The 15,418-nt window shown below is 47.1% G+C and carries 21 protein-coding genes and 1 pseudogene; 1 reads left to right on the top strand and 21 read right to left on the bottom strand.

All coding sequences use genetic code 11. The features are described 5' to 3' along the window. Positions 1-19 precede the first annotated feature (19 nt). Entirely contained in the window at positions 20-730 is a 711-nt protein-coding gene (locus YWE_RS0102025; protein WP_029093004.1) for an AhpA/YtjB family protein, read from the top strand. A gap of 7 nt (positions 731-737) precedes the next feature. Here YWE_RS0102025 and YWE_RS0102020 read toward each other — a convergent pair whose 3' ends face one another. From YWE_RS0102020 to YWE_RS0101925, 21 genes and pseudogenes are all read right to left on the bottom strand, one after another. Beyond that, positions 738-1,517, bottom strand: a complete 780-nt coding sequence (locus tag YWE_RS0102020; protein ID WP_029093003.1) for a TatD family hydrolase — start codon at positions 1,515-1,517, stop codon at positions 738-740. A 77-nt stretch (positions 1,518-1,594) separates the two neighbouring features. Then, positions 1,595-2,524, bottom strand: a pseudogene (locus YWE_RS26375) (patatin-like phospholipase family protein); the annotation flags it as partial. Between the two features lie 207 nt (positions 2,525-2,731). After that, a complete protein-coding gene (locus tag YWE_RS0102010) occupies positions 2,732-3,367 on the bottom strand; it encodes a hypothetical protein (RefSeq protein ID WP_029093002.1) in 636 nt (211 codons plus the stop codon). A 428-nt stretch (positions 3,368-3,795) separates the two neighbouring features. After that, positions 3,796-3,984: a hypothetical protein gene (locus YWE_RS0102005; RefSeq protein WP_029093001.1), complete on the bottom strand. Its 189-nt coding sequence runs from the start codon at positions 3,982-3,984 to the stop codon at positions 3,796-3,798. A gap of 591 nt (positions 3,985-4,575) precedes the next feature. Next, positions 4,576-5,259 (bottom strand): terminase small subunit, encoded by a 684-nt coding sequence (locus YWE_RS29375; RefSeq protein WP_071605812.1) that lies wholly within the window; start codon positions 5,257-5,259, stop codon positions 4,576-4,578. Between the two features lie 189 nt (positions 5,260-5,448). Further along, positions 5,449-6,261, bottom strand: a complete 813-nt coding sequence (locus YWE_RS26360) for a terminase small subunit (protein WP_161628758.1) — start codon at positions 6,259-6,261, stop codon at positions 5,449-5,451. Beyond that, positions 6,224-6,448, bottom strand: coding sequence for a hypothetical protein (locus tag YWE_RS31085; RefSeq protein WP_051323139.1), 225 nt, complete (start codon positions 6,446-6,448; stop codon positions 6,224-6,226). Before YWE_RS31085 ends, YWE_RS26360 begins: the two co-directional genes overlap by 38 nt. Before the next feature lie 17 nt (positions 6,449-6,465). Further along, positions 6,466-6,756, bottom strand: coding sequence for a hypothetical protein (locus YWE_RS26350; protein WP_036014764.1), 291 nt, complete (start codon positions 6,754-6,756; stop codon positions 6,466-6,468). Positions 6,757-6,888: 132 nt separating this feature from the next. Beyond that, positions 6,889-7,101 carry a hypothetical protein gene (locus tag YWE_RS0101985; RefSeq protein ID WP_127526439.1) on the bottom strand — a complete coding sequence of 71 codons (213 nt, stop codon included), beginning with the start codon at positions 7,099-7,101 and terminating at the stop codon, positions 6,889-6,891. Further along, positions 7,073-7,540: a single-stranded DNA-binding protein gene (locus YWE_RS26345; RefSeq protein ID WP_051323138.1), complete on the bottom strand. Its 468-nt coding sequence runs from the start codon at positions 7,538-7,540 to the stop codon at positions 7,073-7,075. Before YWE_RS26345 ends, YWE_RS0101985 begins: the two co-directional genes overlap by 29 nt. Before the next feature lie 403 nt (positions 7,541-7,943). Beyond that, positions 7,944-10,682: a TOPRIM and DUF927 domain-containing protein gene (locus YWE_RS0101975; protein WP_029092999.1), complete on the bottom strand. Its 2,739-nt coding sequence runs from the start codon at positions 10,680-10,682 to the stop codon at positions 7,944-7,946. Further along, the gene (locus tag YWE_RS0101970) at positions 10,675-11,013 is read right to left on the bottom strand and encodes a hypothetical protein (RefSeq protein ID WP_029092998.1); all 339 of its coding nucleotides are present in this window, start codon (positions 11,011-11,013) and stop codon (positions 10,675-10,677) included. The genes YWE_RS0101975 and YWE_RS0101970 overlap by 8 nt, the downstream gene beginning before the upstream one ends. A gap of 9 nt (positions 11,014-11,022) precedes the next feature. Next, positions 11,023-11,604: a hypothetical protein gene (locus tag YWE_RS0101965; RefSeq protein WP_029092997.1), complete on the bottom strand. Its 582-nt coding sequence runs from the start codon at positions 11,602-11,604 to the stop codon at positions 11,023-11,025. Continuing rightward, entirely contained in the window at positions 11,597-11,887 is a 291-nt protein-coding gene (locus tag YWE_RS28875) for a hypothetical protein (protein ID WP_051323137.1), read from the bottom strand. The genes YWE_RS0101965 and YWE_RS28875 overlap by 8 nt, the downstream gene beginning before the upstream one ends. Further along, positions 11,884-12,573: a host cell division inhibitor Icd-like protein gene (locus YWE_RS31335; RefSeq protein ID WP_169720472.1), complete on the bottom strand. Its 690-nt coding sequence runs from the start codon at positions 12,571-12,573 to the stop codon at positions 11,884-11,886. Before YWE_RS31335 ends, YWE_RS28875 begins: the two co-directional genes overlap by 4 nt. After that, positions 12,566-12,748: a DUF4222 domain-containing protein gene (locus YWE_RS29370; protein WP_071605811.1), complete on the bottom strand. Its 183-nt coding sequence runs from the start codon at positions 12,746-12,748 to the stop codon at positions 12,566-12,568. Before YWE_RS29370 ends, YWE_RS31335 begins: the two co-directional genes overlap by 8 nt. Continuing rightward, entirely contained in the window at positions 12,745-13,311 is a 567-nt protein-coding gene (locus tag YWE_RS31805) for a hypothetical protein (RefSeq protein ID WP_154661400.1), read from the bottom strand. Before YWE_RS31805 ends, YWE_RS29370 begins: the two co-directional genes overlap by 4 nt. Continuing rightward, positions 13,311-13,850, bottom strand: a complete 540-nt coding sequence (locus YWE_RS0101940) for a BRO-N domain-containing protein (protein ID WP_029092993.1) — start codon at positions 13,848-13,850, stop codon at positions 13,311-13,313. Before YWE_RS0101940 ends, YWE_RS31805 begins: the two co-directional genes overlap by 1 nt. Positions 13,851-13,917: 67 nt before the next feature. Then, the gene (locus YWE_RS0101935) at positions 13,918-14,331 is read right to left on the bottom strand and encodes a hypothetical protein (RefSeq protein ID WP_036014758.1); all 414 of its coding nucleotides are present in this window, start codon (positions 14,329-14,331) and stop codon (positions 13,918-13,920) included. Next, the gene (locus YWE_RS0101930; protein WP_029092991.1) at positions 14,331-14,537 is read right to left on the bottom strand and encodes a helix-turn-helix transcriptional regulator; all 207 of its coding nucleotides are present in this window, start codon (positions 14,535-14,537) and stop codon (positions 14,331-14,333) included. The genes YWE_RS0101935 and YWE_RS0101930 overlap by 1 nt, the downstream gene beginning before the upstream one ends. Before the next feature lie 110 nt (positions 14,538-14,647). Next, complete coding sequence (locus YWE_RS0101925; RefSeq protein WP_127526438.1) at positions 14,648-15,322, bottom strand: hypothetical protein; 675 nt, start codon at positions 15,320-15,322, stop codon at positions 14,648-14,650. Between the last annotated feature and the right edge of the window lie 96 nt (positions 15,323-15,418).

Genomic DNA, 15,418 nt, shown 5'->3' with positions numbered 1-15,418 from the left:
CGGCACATAAGGTAGTTGCATGACCAAACGGCTCAAATTTAAGCTTCATCTACATCGGATTGTTATTGTCTTGTTTTGTCTGGCTTTATTAGCTGTGCTAATCAAGGGCGCGTCCTATTTCAGCCTAAACAGCCAGGCGGCACAAGCGAAACAGTCACAGGAGTTGGCCCGTACGCTGGCAAAGCAGGTGACTTTTACGCTGAGCCCGTTACTCGACGGAACAATCGATACTACGGATGATCAACAAATCAGAGCTATTCTACAACACCTGACGCAACATAGTCGGGTACTTGATGCCTCAGTGTATAAAGTTGATGGCACGTTGATTGTACAAGAAGGTGATAAAACCAGCCTTAAAGACCGGCTTGCTATTGAAGGGGGACAACCTGAACGCGATGCCAACCAACAGATAGTTGAAATGATCGATAGCAAAGATGGCCCGCTGGGCTTTATTCGCTTAACGCTAGACACCCATGTGTCAGATGCACAAGCGAAGCAGGCTCAAAATACCACCAATATGATCAGGTTAATGCTAGTGCTGGCAATGATAATCGGCCTGATTCTGGCCTATACCCTACTGGCCCACCATCGGCCTAGTTGGAAACAGTCCCTGCAGTTGCTCACCACCGGTGAAAGTGATAATGAACCTCGTGAAGATGCTGCTAAAGAGCTGGATCCGATCAAACCGGCGAAGAAAAAACGCCCGCATAAAAAGAAGCCTTACCGCTAAAACCCGCTCAGGCCGGCCAAAAGAGTTCCATACTATTGGTATATAACTGTTCAGCAATTTGTTGCGCTGGCTCAGTACGCAATAAACACAGCTGTTCAAACACCTGTTTAACACGTTCCGGCCGGTTAGGCTGCCCCTGAAATCCTGATAACGGCATGTCTGGCGCATCAGTTTCTAACACTAAGGCGCTCAACGGTAACGCAGCCATTACGTTGCGGGTCTTTTGCGCCCGCGGATAGGTAATTACGCCGCCTACGCCGATTCGATAACCTAAGCGTACAAAGGCCTTCGCCTGCTCCAGACTCCCGGAAAAACCGTGTACCACTCCGGTTCTAGGCAGGTCTGACTGGCGTAATACCTTAGCCAACCTATCGTGAGTCCGCCGAGAGTGCAAAATCACCGGCAGTTCGTAACGCTTAGCGAATGTAAGCTGCTCAGATAACAGCCATTGCTGGCGCTCAATTAATGGCTCGTCCATATACTCATCCAGCCCGATCTCACCCACCGCCACTAATTTTACAGCATTCCCTTTTAGTAATTGTTCTAACCGGTCCAATGAATCCTGATGGTGAACGGCAACGTACAGAGGATGTAACCCCAGCGCAGCGTAGACCATCGAAAATTGTCGGCTCAGGCTCAGAATACCGTCAAACATTTCAGCGCTGACCGCCGGCACAATAATTCGCTCAACCCCGGACTGAGCAGCCAAAGTCAGGCTCTCTTGTTCATGGGTTGTGAACGGCGGAAAATCAAAATGGCAGTGAGTATCGATAAAAACCGGGCGCATATAACCTCTGATTATGGGCTCACCTGATCCGGCGGATTCTCTTTTGACTGAACGTTAATATCATTTTTAACCTTGGTTTTATGCATCTGTAGCAGTGAGCGACCAATGGTCGATAGGAAGTAACGAGCGCAGCGTTTACCTAAATGATAATCCTTATTCAGCGAGCCGATACGGCTGCCTAAGGCATTGCTGGCCAGCGGATGAGGCGGGAAAATTTCAAGAATTTGAACCCCGTCGGGTGGATTTTCAATAAAGTGTTGAGTCCGAACGTAGCTGACTTCATGCTGGTTAAGAATGCGCAACATCTGTGGCCTTGAGCTTTCAGGAAACCAACGTTCCATACGCTTAACCCACGCCGGAGTATAATAAACCTGTGATGGCACGGTGCGAATCACCACAATGGTATCAGCCCCGCGACGGTATGCCTCTTCAACCGGAATAGCATCGCTGATGCCGCCGTCCATATAAGTCACGCCATCAAGCTCTACGCCGAAACGGTAAATACCCGGAATAGCGCTGGAAGCCTTAATCACCTCTAACCAGTTATCTTTTTTAGCCGGGAAATAGGTTGGCGTAAAATCATCACTTCGGCAGGCACACATCAAAAATTCACAGCCGCGATGCATACGCTGTTCAGCATAATCCATATTCAACGGCATTTGCTCAAGGGTAGAATTCACCAGCCAATCTAAATCGATCAAGTTACCACCACGTACAAAACGCAGCGGATTAAAAAACTGAGGGGAAGTGGTGTAGCGGACAATGACTCGGCGGGCATATCCCGGCTGGCCACAAATAAAGGCAGATAGATTCTGCGCTCCGGCAGAGGTTCCGATTAATAAATCAAACGGGTCAAACCCCATTCGTTGAAATTCATCTAAAACACCGGCGGTAAAAATGCCCCGCTGGCCGCCACCTTCACAAACCAGAGCTATTTTGCCCGGCCGGTAAGGTTTGTAAGCCAATGGTTCAATTCTACCCAGAGTAACAGGTACCCGATTTCCCAAACGTTACATCCTTAATGATCGATCCTTTTCTCACAGGATACCCTTTCTTGCTCCTTTCCGTAATCTTCTTGTAGGATTCAACTTAATCACGTAACCACTTGAAATAAAACAAATCCAAAGCAAGGGGTAATAATTACTATACACATTACTATACATATTTGATTTTACTTAACGCTTATTGCTGACATTTTAACCACCGCACCATGACTAACTCAGGTTTTCCGTACTGATAACCAATAAGCGGTGTGAGTGACAATCAGAATCATGTCCATAACAAAAATCTGACCAGACATCAAAGAAATCGCTCATCGTATGAATACGCGTCAATGGACGTTCCTCCTGAGAGCCGTCTGAGACATAAACATGGTAGTCAGGTGTTTCTAGTGCCCATGTAATGCGCAGCTCCCAAAACCTACGACCGGCGGCCGTCTGTTCACTGTCTGAAATCACGATTTGATATTGATCAAGAAAATACACAAAGAAAGCCTTTGCTAACCCTCTTACTGCGTCATCGTAAATCCCCCTAAGAGAGCGCCATACCATAATCTGCGTACATGTTTTCTTACCCGGAACGATATGGTTCATAAACTCAAGCTTAACGGCGTAAGCGGTCTCTGGTTCATCCGAGTCAGTAATTAGTCGGTATTGCTCATTTCCGCTAGTGGATTTCACCAATCGATAGCCGTGAGGAGTAATAAACCCGGGCAACACAAATTCACTCGTCCCTTTTTCAAGAAACATCTTTGTATGCTCATGGTTATGCTCTGTTATGTTTAGCTTTCTGTTAAAGCTGGTATCCGATATCAGTCTTGGCATGGATTCTCGTACTTGATTATTTCTCATCGTGGAACCTCCCGTTACTTAATGGGGTTTCCTTTGGTGTCCGTAGTCGGTTAATAAAACTAACCAGACTATATTATTCAGTCTACACACTGCGCCATCCATTTATCAATGTCTATATGAGTCTATACACGTATTCCTGCATCTACCAGCACTACCGATCGATGAACTCAGTAAACTAACAAATTTATGGCTATTCTGGTTATCAATTACTGCTAACGCCAGCCAGAAATAAGTCACTAGCAGAATGCCAGAACGTTAGGAATTGTTAAGATTTACGAAGATTGGGCTTGCTGATGGGCAACATCATTTGTTAGACGAGCCTTGTTGTGAATTCTTGGTCAAAGCCAGTCAGGGTGAGGGGTAGCGCTATTTACCCGCCTTTAATCCGTCCAACCCTGCCCAATTTTAAATAACTAAACCGTGCTCTATCACCTGTGCGGCTCTGGTTTCTTCCACTGGTAGGCGGGTGCGTTCATTCTCTGCCGGTGTCGTTCTTTAGCAGCCAACGTTGCCGCTACGCCGGTACGGATATCTAATAGCTCCCGATTACTTAAACTATGCCCCTGCTGGTGAGCTGCGTTAATTATGGTCTTTTCGATAACATCACGGCTTAACATGATTATTCCTCATCTATGGGAGATCGGCGAGTATGACTAGATGGACTTTGGCGGCTTATTATATCGATAGGATTATACCAAGACGAGATTATCAACTTTTCACGTCTGGGAAGTATCGCATTTTACGCGATATTAATCTGATTGATGGGGAGATCGCGTTCATGAATGAAAACTAAAAAATCGGGTTAGCAATTAAGTGATGGGTTGTAGTCGGTCACTCGATGAGTAGCCCCGAACTTTGTCACCCCTTATAGATTGCCCCCGGTTTGTAACGCAGTTTGTCGCCAGTGGACAAATTAGGACAAACACAAAACCCTTTATTGATGAGCCTCTCAGTGGAATTGATGCAAGTTTGTCGCCCATATTTTGTCAACCCTAAATTTATATAGCGCGGGTGTAGGAACTGGGAGTCGCTTCGCCCCCGCAGTGGGGGACCCCAACGGGAAGAACCTAACCGGGGGTTACATACGGGATTAACTCACATGAACCCTCACCGTAATCTCACCGTGGACATGCCGTAATCTTGTCGTATAAAAATCCGTCTTTTCGGTGGATACCGGGGCAATGGATACTAGAATAATCGCCTGCTGCTTAAATGCTTCCAGCGTCTCCAGATTCTTCGGCGATGACTTTGGAATCGAGCTGGTTTGATTTGCGCCCATACCCTAACTCCCTCAATCTTTCTGATAGCTCCTCATCACTAATAGATTTTATTTCTATCGGCCCACCTTCGGCCCCGGTAAGCTCAGTTTTCTTCGGCGCTTCCCAGCCCTGCATATCTGCCAGTTGCTTGATAGCGGCTTTAGGGTCATGCATCTTTATCTTGATGCCGTCTTTGCCAGCCACCAGCTCAGCTATTGCGCTCATAGCATTGGGGTCTTGCAATGCGGAGTCTTTAAACTTCCACGTTGCTTGAACTATTGGATTACCGTCATCGTCAGCCCCTACAACGTACTCACCGAACTCAGCTAAATTTGACAGACTAGTACGGCCCATTGTAGATAATCGCTCTAAGGCCTCCTGACGCGTCATAACAGCATCAGAAATAGCCTCTGCATTCATTTCATCCAAAAACGATTTAACCTTATCAAAACTTATCATTCGGCTTGCCTGGGCGTAGGCAGTATCATCCGATTTAGCTTTACCACCAGCCTGTTTATAAGCCTCTGTTTGATTCAGTCCATTCAAGATGCCTAATACGAATTTCTGCTGTAATTTCGTTAGAGCATCAAAAAGAATCTTCTGCTCAGTCGTGAGCTTTATCCGGTGTGCCATTAGTCACCATCCTGTCATACCCTGTCTAAAATTTACGCCAATTTTAGCATATTACCTCTCGATTAGTTCACGCTCTGATCCGACCTTTCCGCTGCGTACCTGAATGCGTACCGCGTCTTTGCGCACCAGTTAGCTAATATCTATTTCGGTATCACTATAGACCAGAACAGCGCATATTCTGCGTCTTTTTTACACTTCGTCATCGTCATCGTCGCCAGGTAAATCCAGCGCATTGTTAACAATGATTGGCTGATTGTTATTGTCTGATTTATTGAACATGCCCAGATGTTGGGCAAGTAGCTTAAGAGCGCCGTCCTGATCGCGTGTTTGTATCTCTAAGCCGTTTTTAGTCTGCTTAGCGCCAGCGTAGAGTTTTTGTGCGCTTGGGCTTAAATCGCGGGTATCGGGTAAAAATAATTCTTGGTGACCTTCGCCGTTACATTTCGGACAGTCGGGGTTGGGGTCATCATTCGACGTAAAGCCATAACCGCCACGGTCACTAGGCGGCGGTACGTTGTCTTTTACAGCCAGCGATTCGGCCGTAAAAAATTCAGCCTCGTCTTTCCACTGATAATGATGTTTAGTTCCCCAACAATGACGGCAGTTAACTCGCCTGAGTTGGGATAATTCATTAGGGTCAGCGGTAGCAATAGAGACCCACTCCCTAACGACGCAATCAGCATCAAATTCGATTCGGGCAAGTTGCGCCTGTATCGCGTATTTAATTACTCTATTTAGCGATACATTCCGATACATCCGACGAGCTGCCGATCGCCCTGTTAATCCTTCACATTTATAACCAGCGGCTTTGTATGCTTTGTATTTATTTCGGCACCTTAAATACTCAAAAACGAATATCGCTTGTCGTTCGCTAAGCCCATACTCATCAGGGTTTATCGATAGTTGGATGCTGTTATTTTTACCCTCGGTTTCCACTGATTCAGTACCAGGTAATTCGTCATTTTTAGTTCGCGTTTTTTTTTGGTTCGCAGTGGTTCGCATTTTGTTTAGTGCGAACCTTTGAGTGCAAACCTTTTTTCGACTGCAAACCACCATAGGCCCAACCGAGCTTTTTTGCCTTTTTCCCTATAGCTGTATCGCTTACCCCGTACTTAGCAGCAATCGCCCGAATGGATAACTTACCGGCGCGGTATTCATGCTCGATAGCCCCCCAATCCAGCTTATTCATTTACTTTCTTTCCTTTTTCATGGAGTCTGAAAACTCTCCACCGACTTAATCACCATCGTGTAGCTACTGCGCCATTCTGTTTTGCCGGTAGCGGTTATCTGCTGACCTCGCTGGAAAGTCATCAATGTCAGCGCGTCGATATCGAAGGCAATCACCTGCAGCGGGTATGAGCTACGTTTATCACTCGATGCAAGGATCGTCGCAACGGACATTAACCGGCCTGTTCGAGTGGGCAAGCGTTTAGGGGCTTTGGTGATAGTGCCAGATACCGTAGAAACCACTGACGATGTTGATTTAAGTCTCTTCAATCTTCACCCTGATTTAGATAACCTCTTTTTAAGCGGCTTACGCCACCCTCTGGCGCGTATTGGTCGCAAAACTAACCATAACAAACCATAACAACCAGGCGGCGGTAAGGTGCCCGGATGAGGACAGAAACGCTAGTGATAATATTTCTGCTTTATCACCTTGCGAACACCATCCATCTGGTAGGTTGTACCGCTGATAACGGCACGTTTGAATAGTCCACCATAGATTTGTATCTCTGCGCCTGTCGTTTGCCTTATCTCGTCAATAATAGGCTTAACCTTACGCCATTCAAAAATCGAGTAGGCCAACTCCAAACTATTTGCCCCTGAATTGATTATCTTCATAGCCCCTCACGTCAAAATTATCATCAAATGGCGGTGTCTGGTCGTAGTTCTCCGGCTGCTGATAGATATCCCAAGCGTTCGGCGGCGTAGAGGATTGTGGAGCACCGTTGTTAGCCTTTGGACTGACTGCCTTAGCGCTGATAACCGTATCGGCAACCACCTGATAGCCGGTCTGAGCCACACCGGCCTTATCCGTCCATTGGTTAACCTGCATATTACCCGACACGCTGATTAAATCGCCTTTCTCATGGCTGGCCAGTATCTCAGCTAACTTGCCAAAACCCACGACACCCAGCCAGAAAGTAGCCTGTCCATCGGTGGCGCTATGGCATGGCAACGAGACCGCCAGCCGCCCCATAGCCATATGCGTTCCGTTATGGGATATCCGTGTCTTTACCTCTGCCACCAGTCGCCCATAGGCGGATATTTGTGCAGTCATAATTTTTATCTCCAAAAAAAATATATAAAGCGTAAAAAAGTGACGGGTTACACGGGTTATCGGGTTATTACCGGTGCGTTACTATTATTACCCATTGATTTTTAAGTAAGTGTTATTTTTTAACCAGAGGATCGTAACCCGTTTATACCCTCGCGTAACCCGTTTGTGTTCCAATCCTAACCCGTTTACATTCAAATTGATTAAAATACAACCAGCCATAATAACCACATACTTTAGTAGGGTAGCGGGTTATTTTGATGCTTAAACGGGTTATAACTACCCTTAAACGGGTTACGCACGGGTTACGATTTACTTAACGATTAACCTAATATCAATAAGATAACTTTTTTATAGTACCGATAACCCGTGTAACCCGTCACTTTTTACCTCGCGTGTGAATTTTTTATTCTGGCTGGCTCTCTTCTTCCTCCGGCGAATACATCAACACATAAAAAGTATGCTGCTTCCCGCCAATCTTCTTGAGTCCCTTTTTCTTTAATCGGTCGCCACCCGCCTCTAGCATTCCAGCCGCCGAAAGAGCCTTAGCAAAATGCTGAGGGTTAAATCCTGTCGCAATCTCTTTCTCAAAGACATGTGGAAATGTGTAAAACTTGAAAATTTCACCTTCATTGCGAATGCTGCCCGTTCTGTAACCAGCAAGTTCACGGATAGGCAAATCCCGTTCATCGGTATTCGGGTACGGCAGATAACGACTAAAACCACTAGCGGTTAAAAATCCCTCAGCCTGTTCAACGATCTGCTGAATTTCCTTGTTACCCGTACCGAATTCTTTAACCCATACATTAAAAACAGTTTGAACCGTGTCAATACAGTCCTGTTCACTCCAGCCGGTGACAATTCGCCCCGCCAGTAACGCCGCTTCAATGGCTGCAAATCTATCCGATGCACGCTGTACCTGCTCACCATAGGTAGACGGGATTAACTTCGCCCACCGGCGAGTTGCCGTGGCGTAAGCTTCTCTTGCTGCGTCTTTGTGATTAGCTAGGTACTCAATCCAATAACGCCCCGCCGCCCCGTAATTATCACGACACCCATAACGGATAGCATCAGCGTGTCCCTTGCCTGTTTCATGCCCGTGCAATTCAGTGGCTCTCACTATCGGGATATTGAGCAATCGGACAAGTTGCCCCGCATTCACTTTCATCCCCGCGCTGAGTAAAAAGGTTTCGATGTCTTTTTCTCCGGTACTAATAGCGACGGTTCGCCAGCTCTCCAGTGGCCGGTTGCCGCCGTCTCTCGCGCCTTGTATCTTTCCCTTACCATTAAAAAGCGTGTAAGCCGATTTATAGACGTGTTTCGGGTCTGCCCCCTGACCTACTTCATCCAAATACAAAAGCCCGTCATTGTGGGCTACCGCCTCGTTAGCGATACCGTAGGCAGTGCCGTACCACGTTAAACGCTGCAAATCAGGGTCGCCGTATAAACTTACCGCCATGTCTGCTGTGGTGCTTTTCCCTGCGGTCGATTGGGCATAAAGGTGAATACCGAAACTATCCGCCAATGTAATACCTGCCATCGGTGCGGCTAATGCTGCGCCTATTGAAAACATCATGAAGGGATTACCATCAGCTAATGCGGCAACATCATCACGCCAGCTATCAAGCGTGCCTTTCGTCTGGTAGGCGGTAGCCGCTGCGCTCTGTCCATTGAATAGAATAGGCTGCTCTGGTGTACCAATAATTGAACCGTCCGGCATAATGTACGCGCCTTTGTGCCAGCCTGATTTATGGGTAACGAGCCACTTAGTTAAATTCCGGCGAGTGTTCAGCCAGTCAGCCAGAATATTCTGCATAGCGGGTTTTGCTGTCACGTTAACGCCAGCGCTTCTGAGTATCCGCCATCCTTCGCGGTCGCCCACACTGCCGCTGGGTAGCGCTTTGATTTCACCCTTCCCGTACTCAATGATTAAATAGTGTTCGCCAATATCGTTCACCCCTTTAGCTGCGGGCTTCATCGGGTCAGATAGCCATTGCTCAATATTGACCACCTCACTAGAGCCTTTAACAATGTCCGGCTTTATCCAGAATAACCCTTCAGGACGGGTCTCAAGGTAGGGCTTTAAATCTTCACTGTTTTTCTTCTGGCCCGAATGAGTAGCAATAACTTCGACAGCGCTCATTAGCTTCCCGCCCTCAACCTGATACAGCAATTCATTGAACATACCTGCCGCCGCCTCCAATCCATTTTCTTGACGATAATCATCCCAATCAGCTTGACCATTCGTCGGCGGTAGGGCTACCCAGCCAGCCACGGATAAGGCCGCTTTTTCTGCTGCGTCTTTGCCAGTGTTCGGCTCATTCAGCTTAATGTCGTTATCGGCGGCCAGAATGATTGTTGCCTCTGGATAGCGGTTTCTCATCACCTCAGCCACGGGAAGAAGATTACCCGCATCAATTGCCGCCACGGTGAGCGCATCAGGGCGCATCAAGTGAACAGACAGCGCCGTTGCTAACCCTTCGGCTAATATCACCGTAGAGACGGTTTCAGGGGCGTTGACGAGGTAATAACTACCTTTCTTGGTGCTGCCGGTTAATATCAGTTTCTTACCAGCAGGGGTGATCGTTTGTGCGCCAGTGACAAAACCGCCCGCATCCACCAGCGGAATGAGTAAATTACCGTCAGGTAGCAGGGGGAAAGTGAAGCCCGTCAGCCCCTTATTGGTCAGGTAGTCCGATGTGCCTTTAGTGACCGTTGCTTCTAACGTACGGTAACGTGCCATAAAGCGTTCTCGCTTTTTAGCCTGCTCGTTAGCCTTTGATTCGGATTGCGCTTGCCGGCGGCTCTCTCGCTCGGCTTCTGATAGTTCCCTCGTCTGGCTGGTGGTTTGCTGTGACTGGGTATCAATACCTAATACCTCAGCAATGGCTTTGGCGGCGCCGTAGGTGTCGATATTGAGCACCTTTTTCACTAAATCCAGACCATCACCGGCACCGCACTGATTACAGATATGGGCGCCCCGGCCGTTATCGTCGAATCGAAAGCGGTCTGTACCTTGGCAAGCGGGGCACGGTGCATGAATCCGGGGGCTGTTCGGTACATCAATACCGAGATTAGCCAGTACATCAGGCCAACGGTCAGCAGCGGCCCGGGTAACAGTATGAATAAGGTCAATGTTACGCATGATTGCCCCCGACAGATGACACCATATCGTTAATCATGCTCGCCCATATTTCACGCCCGCTATCGGTCAGGCAGCCATGAGCAACGCAAGCCCGCATGAGATTAATGGCTATGCGTTCCCAGTGAGGGTAATTCTCCTTCAAGGCCTCTAATGCGTAAGCGTCAACAAGGTCACGAACGCCCTTGATACCGCCGATAATCTCAACCTTAATGCGGTTATCACTGATATAAAACCAATCACCGCCGTTCTGCTGGGTGATGTCGTGGTATAGCGCGGCCGCAAATTCATTAGCCAGCGCATTGAGGCGGAAATTCTTTGTCATAACTTTCATGGTTTCCCCTTAGTGCGCCGCTGGTGCGGTTGGCAATCCGTTAGCGTTCAGGTTTTGAATAAAGCCATCATGCAGGCTGGTTAATAGCTCACTCCCCACGCCTGATAATGAGCCTGTTCCAGCGTCAATCATGCTGATATAGAACGAGATAGCGTTTCTCGTTCCTTGGTCTGCGCCGTACTTCTCGATTAACGCCCCCTCAATGTTATTCGCGATAGCCAGTCTCTCGGTCAGACGGTAGATAGCCATACCGCCATGCTCACCAATATAAATAGCCCCCACATCACCGTTGTCACATTCATGTGTGCCGTTCTCGTTTTCCTGCTCGGTATAGAACATATCGGCCACGGCCCAGCGATACAGAATTAACGTGTGAGAGTCGGTTGGTTTGAAATAACGCTTTTTAACACCTTCCCTCACCTGCCAGATAAGGTCACGCCCTGCCTGTGGTGCGCTGTCATAGTCGCCCCGGTCTAATTGCTCGATAGCCTCGGTATAACTCACCATTCGCCCGTTGATATGTAGCCCGTTCGGGGTCGCAGTAATGAGGCTTTGAGGCTTCTGCTTCGGAAACTTGATTAAATTATTCATGGACGGCCCTCACCATAAGTGCGCTATCAGCACAAGCAGAATTCAGGTTAAGCGCCTTCAATATTTCAGCGGTGAACGTCAGCGAATAACCCAGCTTTTGTAGGTCGTTTTTTGCCTCGGTATAGTCAGGGTTATGGGCGGCCCAATAAGCCAGATTACCGATAGCAGAAATACCATCCAATAGCGCGTTGGCGGCCTCGCCCTGTACGGATGAAATAGCCATCAAAGCCTTGTCATCCAATGACGAAAGATTATCGATGGTGAGTTGGTCTAATAAGCTCATACCGCCACCCCCGGAACAGGCAGGCGGGCAGCAAAGGATAAAATGAAGTTAGGAGCCAGAATCTTACGGGCTTCTTTTTCGCTGGTGGCTTCGACGGACAGACGGCAGGGTTTAGCGTTCATATCTGCGCGTGACAGCGCCATAAAACGCCATAAGAATTTTGGGTGAGCTTGGGTAGGGGTAGCAGTCATAATAACAGCCTCTATGTCAGGTTTTTTAAACCTCACCAGGCCGCTGTCAAACGGGGTGGTGAGACGTAGCAGGGTTGACAGACTGGCGACATAGAAACCAGCGAGCGCAGAGGCTCCCCCGCTACGTCCCACCATAATTTGGGCGTAACTTGATTGGTCACGGACGTAAAAAAGCCGCATTGAGAATAAGCGGCTATCCGCTATGTCATTCAGGCTGTCAAACCTGTCTGATGAATTTACACCAGCACATAAACCATAACAGCCACCAGCCAGAACAGGCAAGCTCTTTTTTATGGACTCAAGAAACTCAGTTCCTAACGTGTATAAAAACTCAACTCCTAACGTGTCCGAAAACTCAGCTACACCTCGCGTAGTGATCGGGGAAAAATCTTTGGTACAGGCGTTCGCTGCTAAACTTCCGTAGTTCAAATTGTGAGCAAGGTGTGATTTAGCGCCTTGGGCTAATGACGTTTTTGTCGTTTGGGTGCTATTCATGATTAGCCTCCACATAAGCGGTAAAGCTCTGCTTAAATCGTTCCGTTGGCTGGATGCAGGGAAACTCATAACCTTCACGCGTGAACGATACGCGGCTGCCGGTCACGTCTGTAACAGTGACTATCTTCCCGCTTTTGTCGGTGTAACGCTGATTAACGATAGGTACGCAACTCATGCCGCTACCCCGCTGATTGATGCAGGTAGGACGCTGCCAGCCAGTGAAAGGCTCTTACTCTGGACGGCTGATTTTAAGGTGTGACTATTCCGCCCTTTCGGGTGTGTGGTATTCTGGTACATAGCGACCTCGATACTTAGATTATCATTGGTGGTTAGATGCCCCGTTAGTGTTTCCAGCACTTCGGGGCATTGCTTTTTATGGTTGTCACCTATAAAGTGGTTCGCACCATATTCACATAAACTAACATAGTGGTTCGAACCAATGCAAGATGAAAAAGATAAAAAGCCATATGACCGTTTTAATAGCACAAGGCGAACAATACGGTTTGACGATGATTTACTAGAGCAGATTAATTCTGTTATAGGTGATGAACCTTTTAGCTCGTGGGTTAAAACGGCTTGTCGCAAAGAATTAGAGCGTTTAGGCATAGAACCCAAAGGCTGATACATACCAGCGCAATATCCTAGGGCGGGTGCTGAATACTCGCCCTTTTTCATGATTAAAATATTCATGCTGCCACCTCCACCGTTAACCCTTTGGCGGTATAGTTTTGTATCCATTAGCTGACCTCCACTAATAGATCAGGCTGATACTTGCGCCATAGTTGTGATTCTTCTCTGGCTAGGCGCTCTTTCTCATATCGGCGTTGTGCTAGCTCTGTGCCTGCTTTTCTGCCTTTGGTGATGGATTGCGAGTTACGGCCGGTGAAGTCCTGCAAATCGCCCCAAGGGACGCCATAAGCGCCAGTTTTGCGGATTGAGGGGATAACCTCACCGAATACCCAGTTAGTGAAGCGGTGAGCGAAAGTGCCATTAGTAGTAGCTTTACGGCTACGGGAAATTAGTTTGTAGAAGCCGGACTCAGCTACCACGCCATGATTAGGATTGCCGCGATTACCGTAAGTTAAAGTTACGGTATTCTTTTCATCCTCATCCAGCGCCTGTAATGCCATGCGAGAATTAGTAAGCTCCAGTGCGTCACAAATATCTTTAGCAACAAACCACGGCTCGCCATGAATATTAATAATTCGGACTTTCACGCCTTCAAATTTGATAACGGAAATATCTTGCTCATAGGCTTTGAAAATATCGTTCCCCATATTTTTGGCGTAGGGGTATCCGCTCCGGCTATTGCCAGATTTTAGAATAGTCATATTTAATTACCTTTTAGGCGGCTACATTCTCGTCAGGATAGAGGCTCAGAATGTCGCTTATTTCCGTGCTGGTGAGCGTCGAATAACCCGCTGTAGATGCCTTAGCATTAACCAGATTAATGACCCTCATTGCGTCGCTACGGTTCGTTAGGCGGTAACGGTAATGTGAGCCTATGCCGTCAGGGTTAGGTTCGTCTAAACGCTCTAGTTTAATAGCGCAGCGGCGTTCTAATTCGCTTGCGTAATTCCGCCCAGAAGATAATCGGCAGTAATAAAGGATTTCGTTTTCGGTAAAGCCATTAATACCGGTACGCAGCATATAGACGCGGGCACGGTGCTTTTTAGGTGCTGGTTTTAATTCATGGATGGCAGTATTATCAGAATCGCATATGACCTGATTAGCCGCCTGTAATGGGCGGTTTTTCATTATGCGGCCTCCTGACGGGACGCAGCGATACGCTGATTAATCCATTCATCAATCTCACTCTCAACGAAAGCAATAGAACGGATACCAACTTTTACCTGCTTAGGAAACTTTCCAGCATCGATGAGTTTATATATCCATGCCTTACTATAACCAGTACGGCGTTGGACTTCTGGAATACGGATAAATGATTTTGCTGCTTGTGGCATATAGCCCCCTGTTTCTGATTATTGTCGCTGGTGGACGTTGTTAGATGACAGGGGGATGGTATGCTGGGTAATTACATCATTTTGTAATATTACAAAAATAATTCGTAATATTACGGAATTATTTGGTTAATCCATCCACTAACAGCACTGCCGCTAGGGGCGGTAAGACCATTACTTTCAAAAGCTACCCTAATAACTCCCCTAGCCCCATCTATGTGAGACCTCGGATTATTAGCTATCTCATTACCGTAATGGATTGCTATTAAGGAGTGGATGAATTTCGCTTGTAGGTTGCTTGTTTTCTTTGAGGTTTTTTGAGGTTTATCGCGTGGAATTGTGGTCATATCTTGCAAGCAACTAGGCATAGGAAGATCTAAGCCATTACTTGTCTTTTTTTCTATTATCGCTTTAATAACGTCTTGTTTTCTTATGAAGAAATTCATACCTAAGTTACATTTAAACCCTTCATCTAACGTTATAGCCGTTTCTATGGGTCCACCGTCTTCATTGTAAATAACTTTTTTGACCGTTCCAGATAAAACGGCCTGCCTCATAGCTTCAATACATAAATAATGTTCTTGATCTGTCGCCAAAAAATAACCATCAAATATATTATGTCCGTAGAATGAAAGGGGACGACTACCATCAATTAAATCCTGCTGATTAAGTAGATTCAATAACCGAATCGCACTTTGTAAATTAACACCACCAACCTCAGCAATGCCATTAATCAATGTCCATGCAGGAACAAACTTATCATGTGCCTCTAAAGCCAACCAACCCACATCACCCCCTACGAGTGCCCACATTAAGAAGACCAGCGCCAACCCTGTAGGGGAGGTTTTCGGGAGCTACCCTAGGCGCGGTCTATTCTTTCAATT

The sequence above is a fragment of the Budvicia aquatica DSM 5075 = ATCC 35567 genome, assembly GCF_000427805.1.
Classification (GTDB): Bacteria; Pseudomonadota; Gammaproteobacteria; order Enterobacterales; family Enterobacteriaceae; genus Budvicia; species Budvicia aquatica.
Note: the sequence above shows the minus strand (reverse complement) of the source record. Positions and strands in the feature narration are given on the sequence as shown.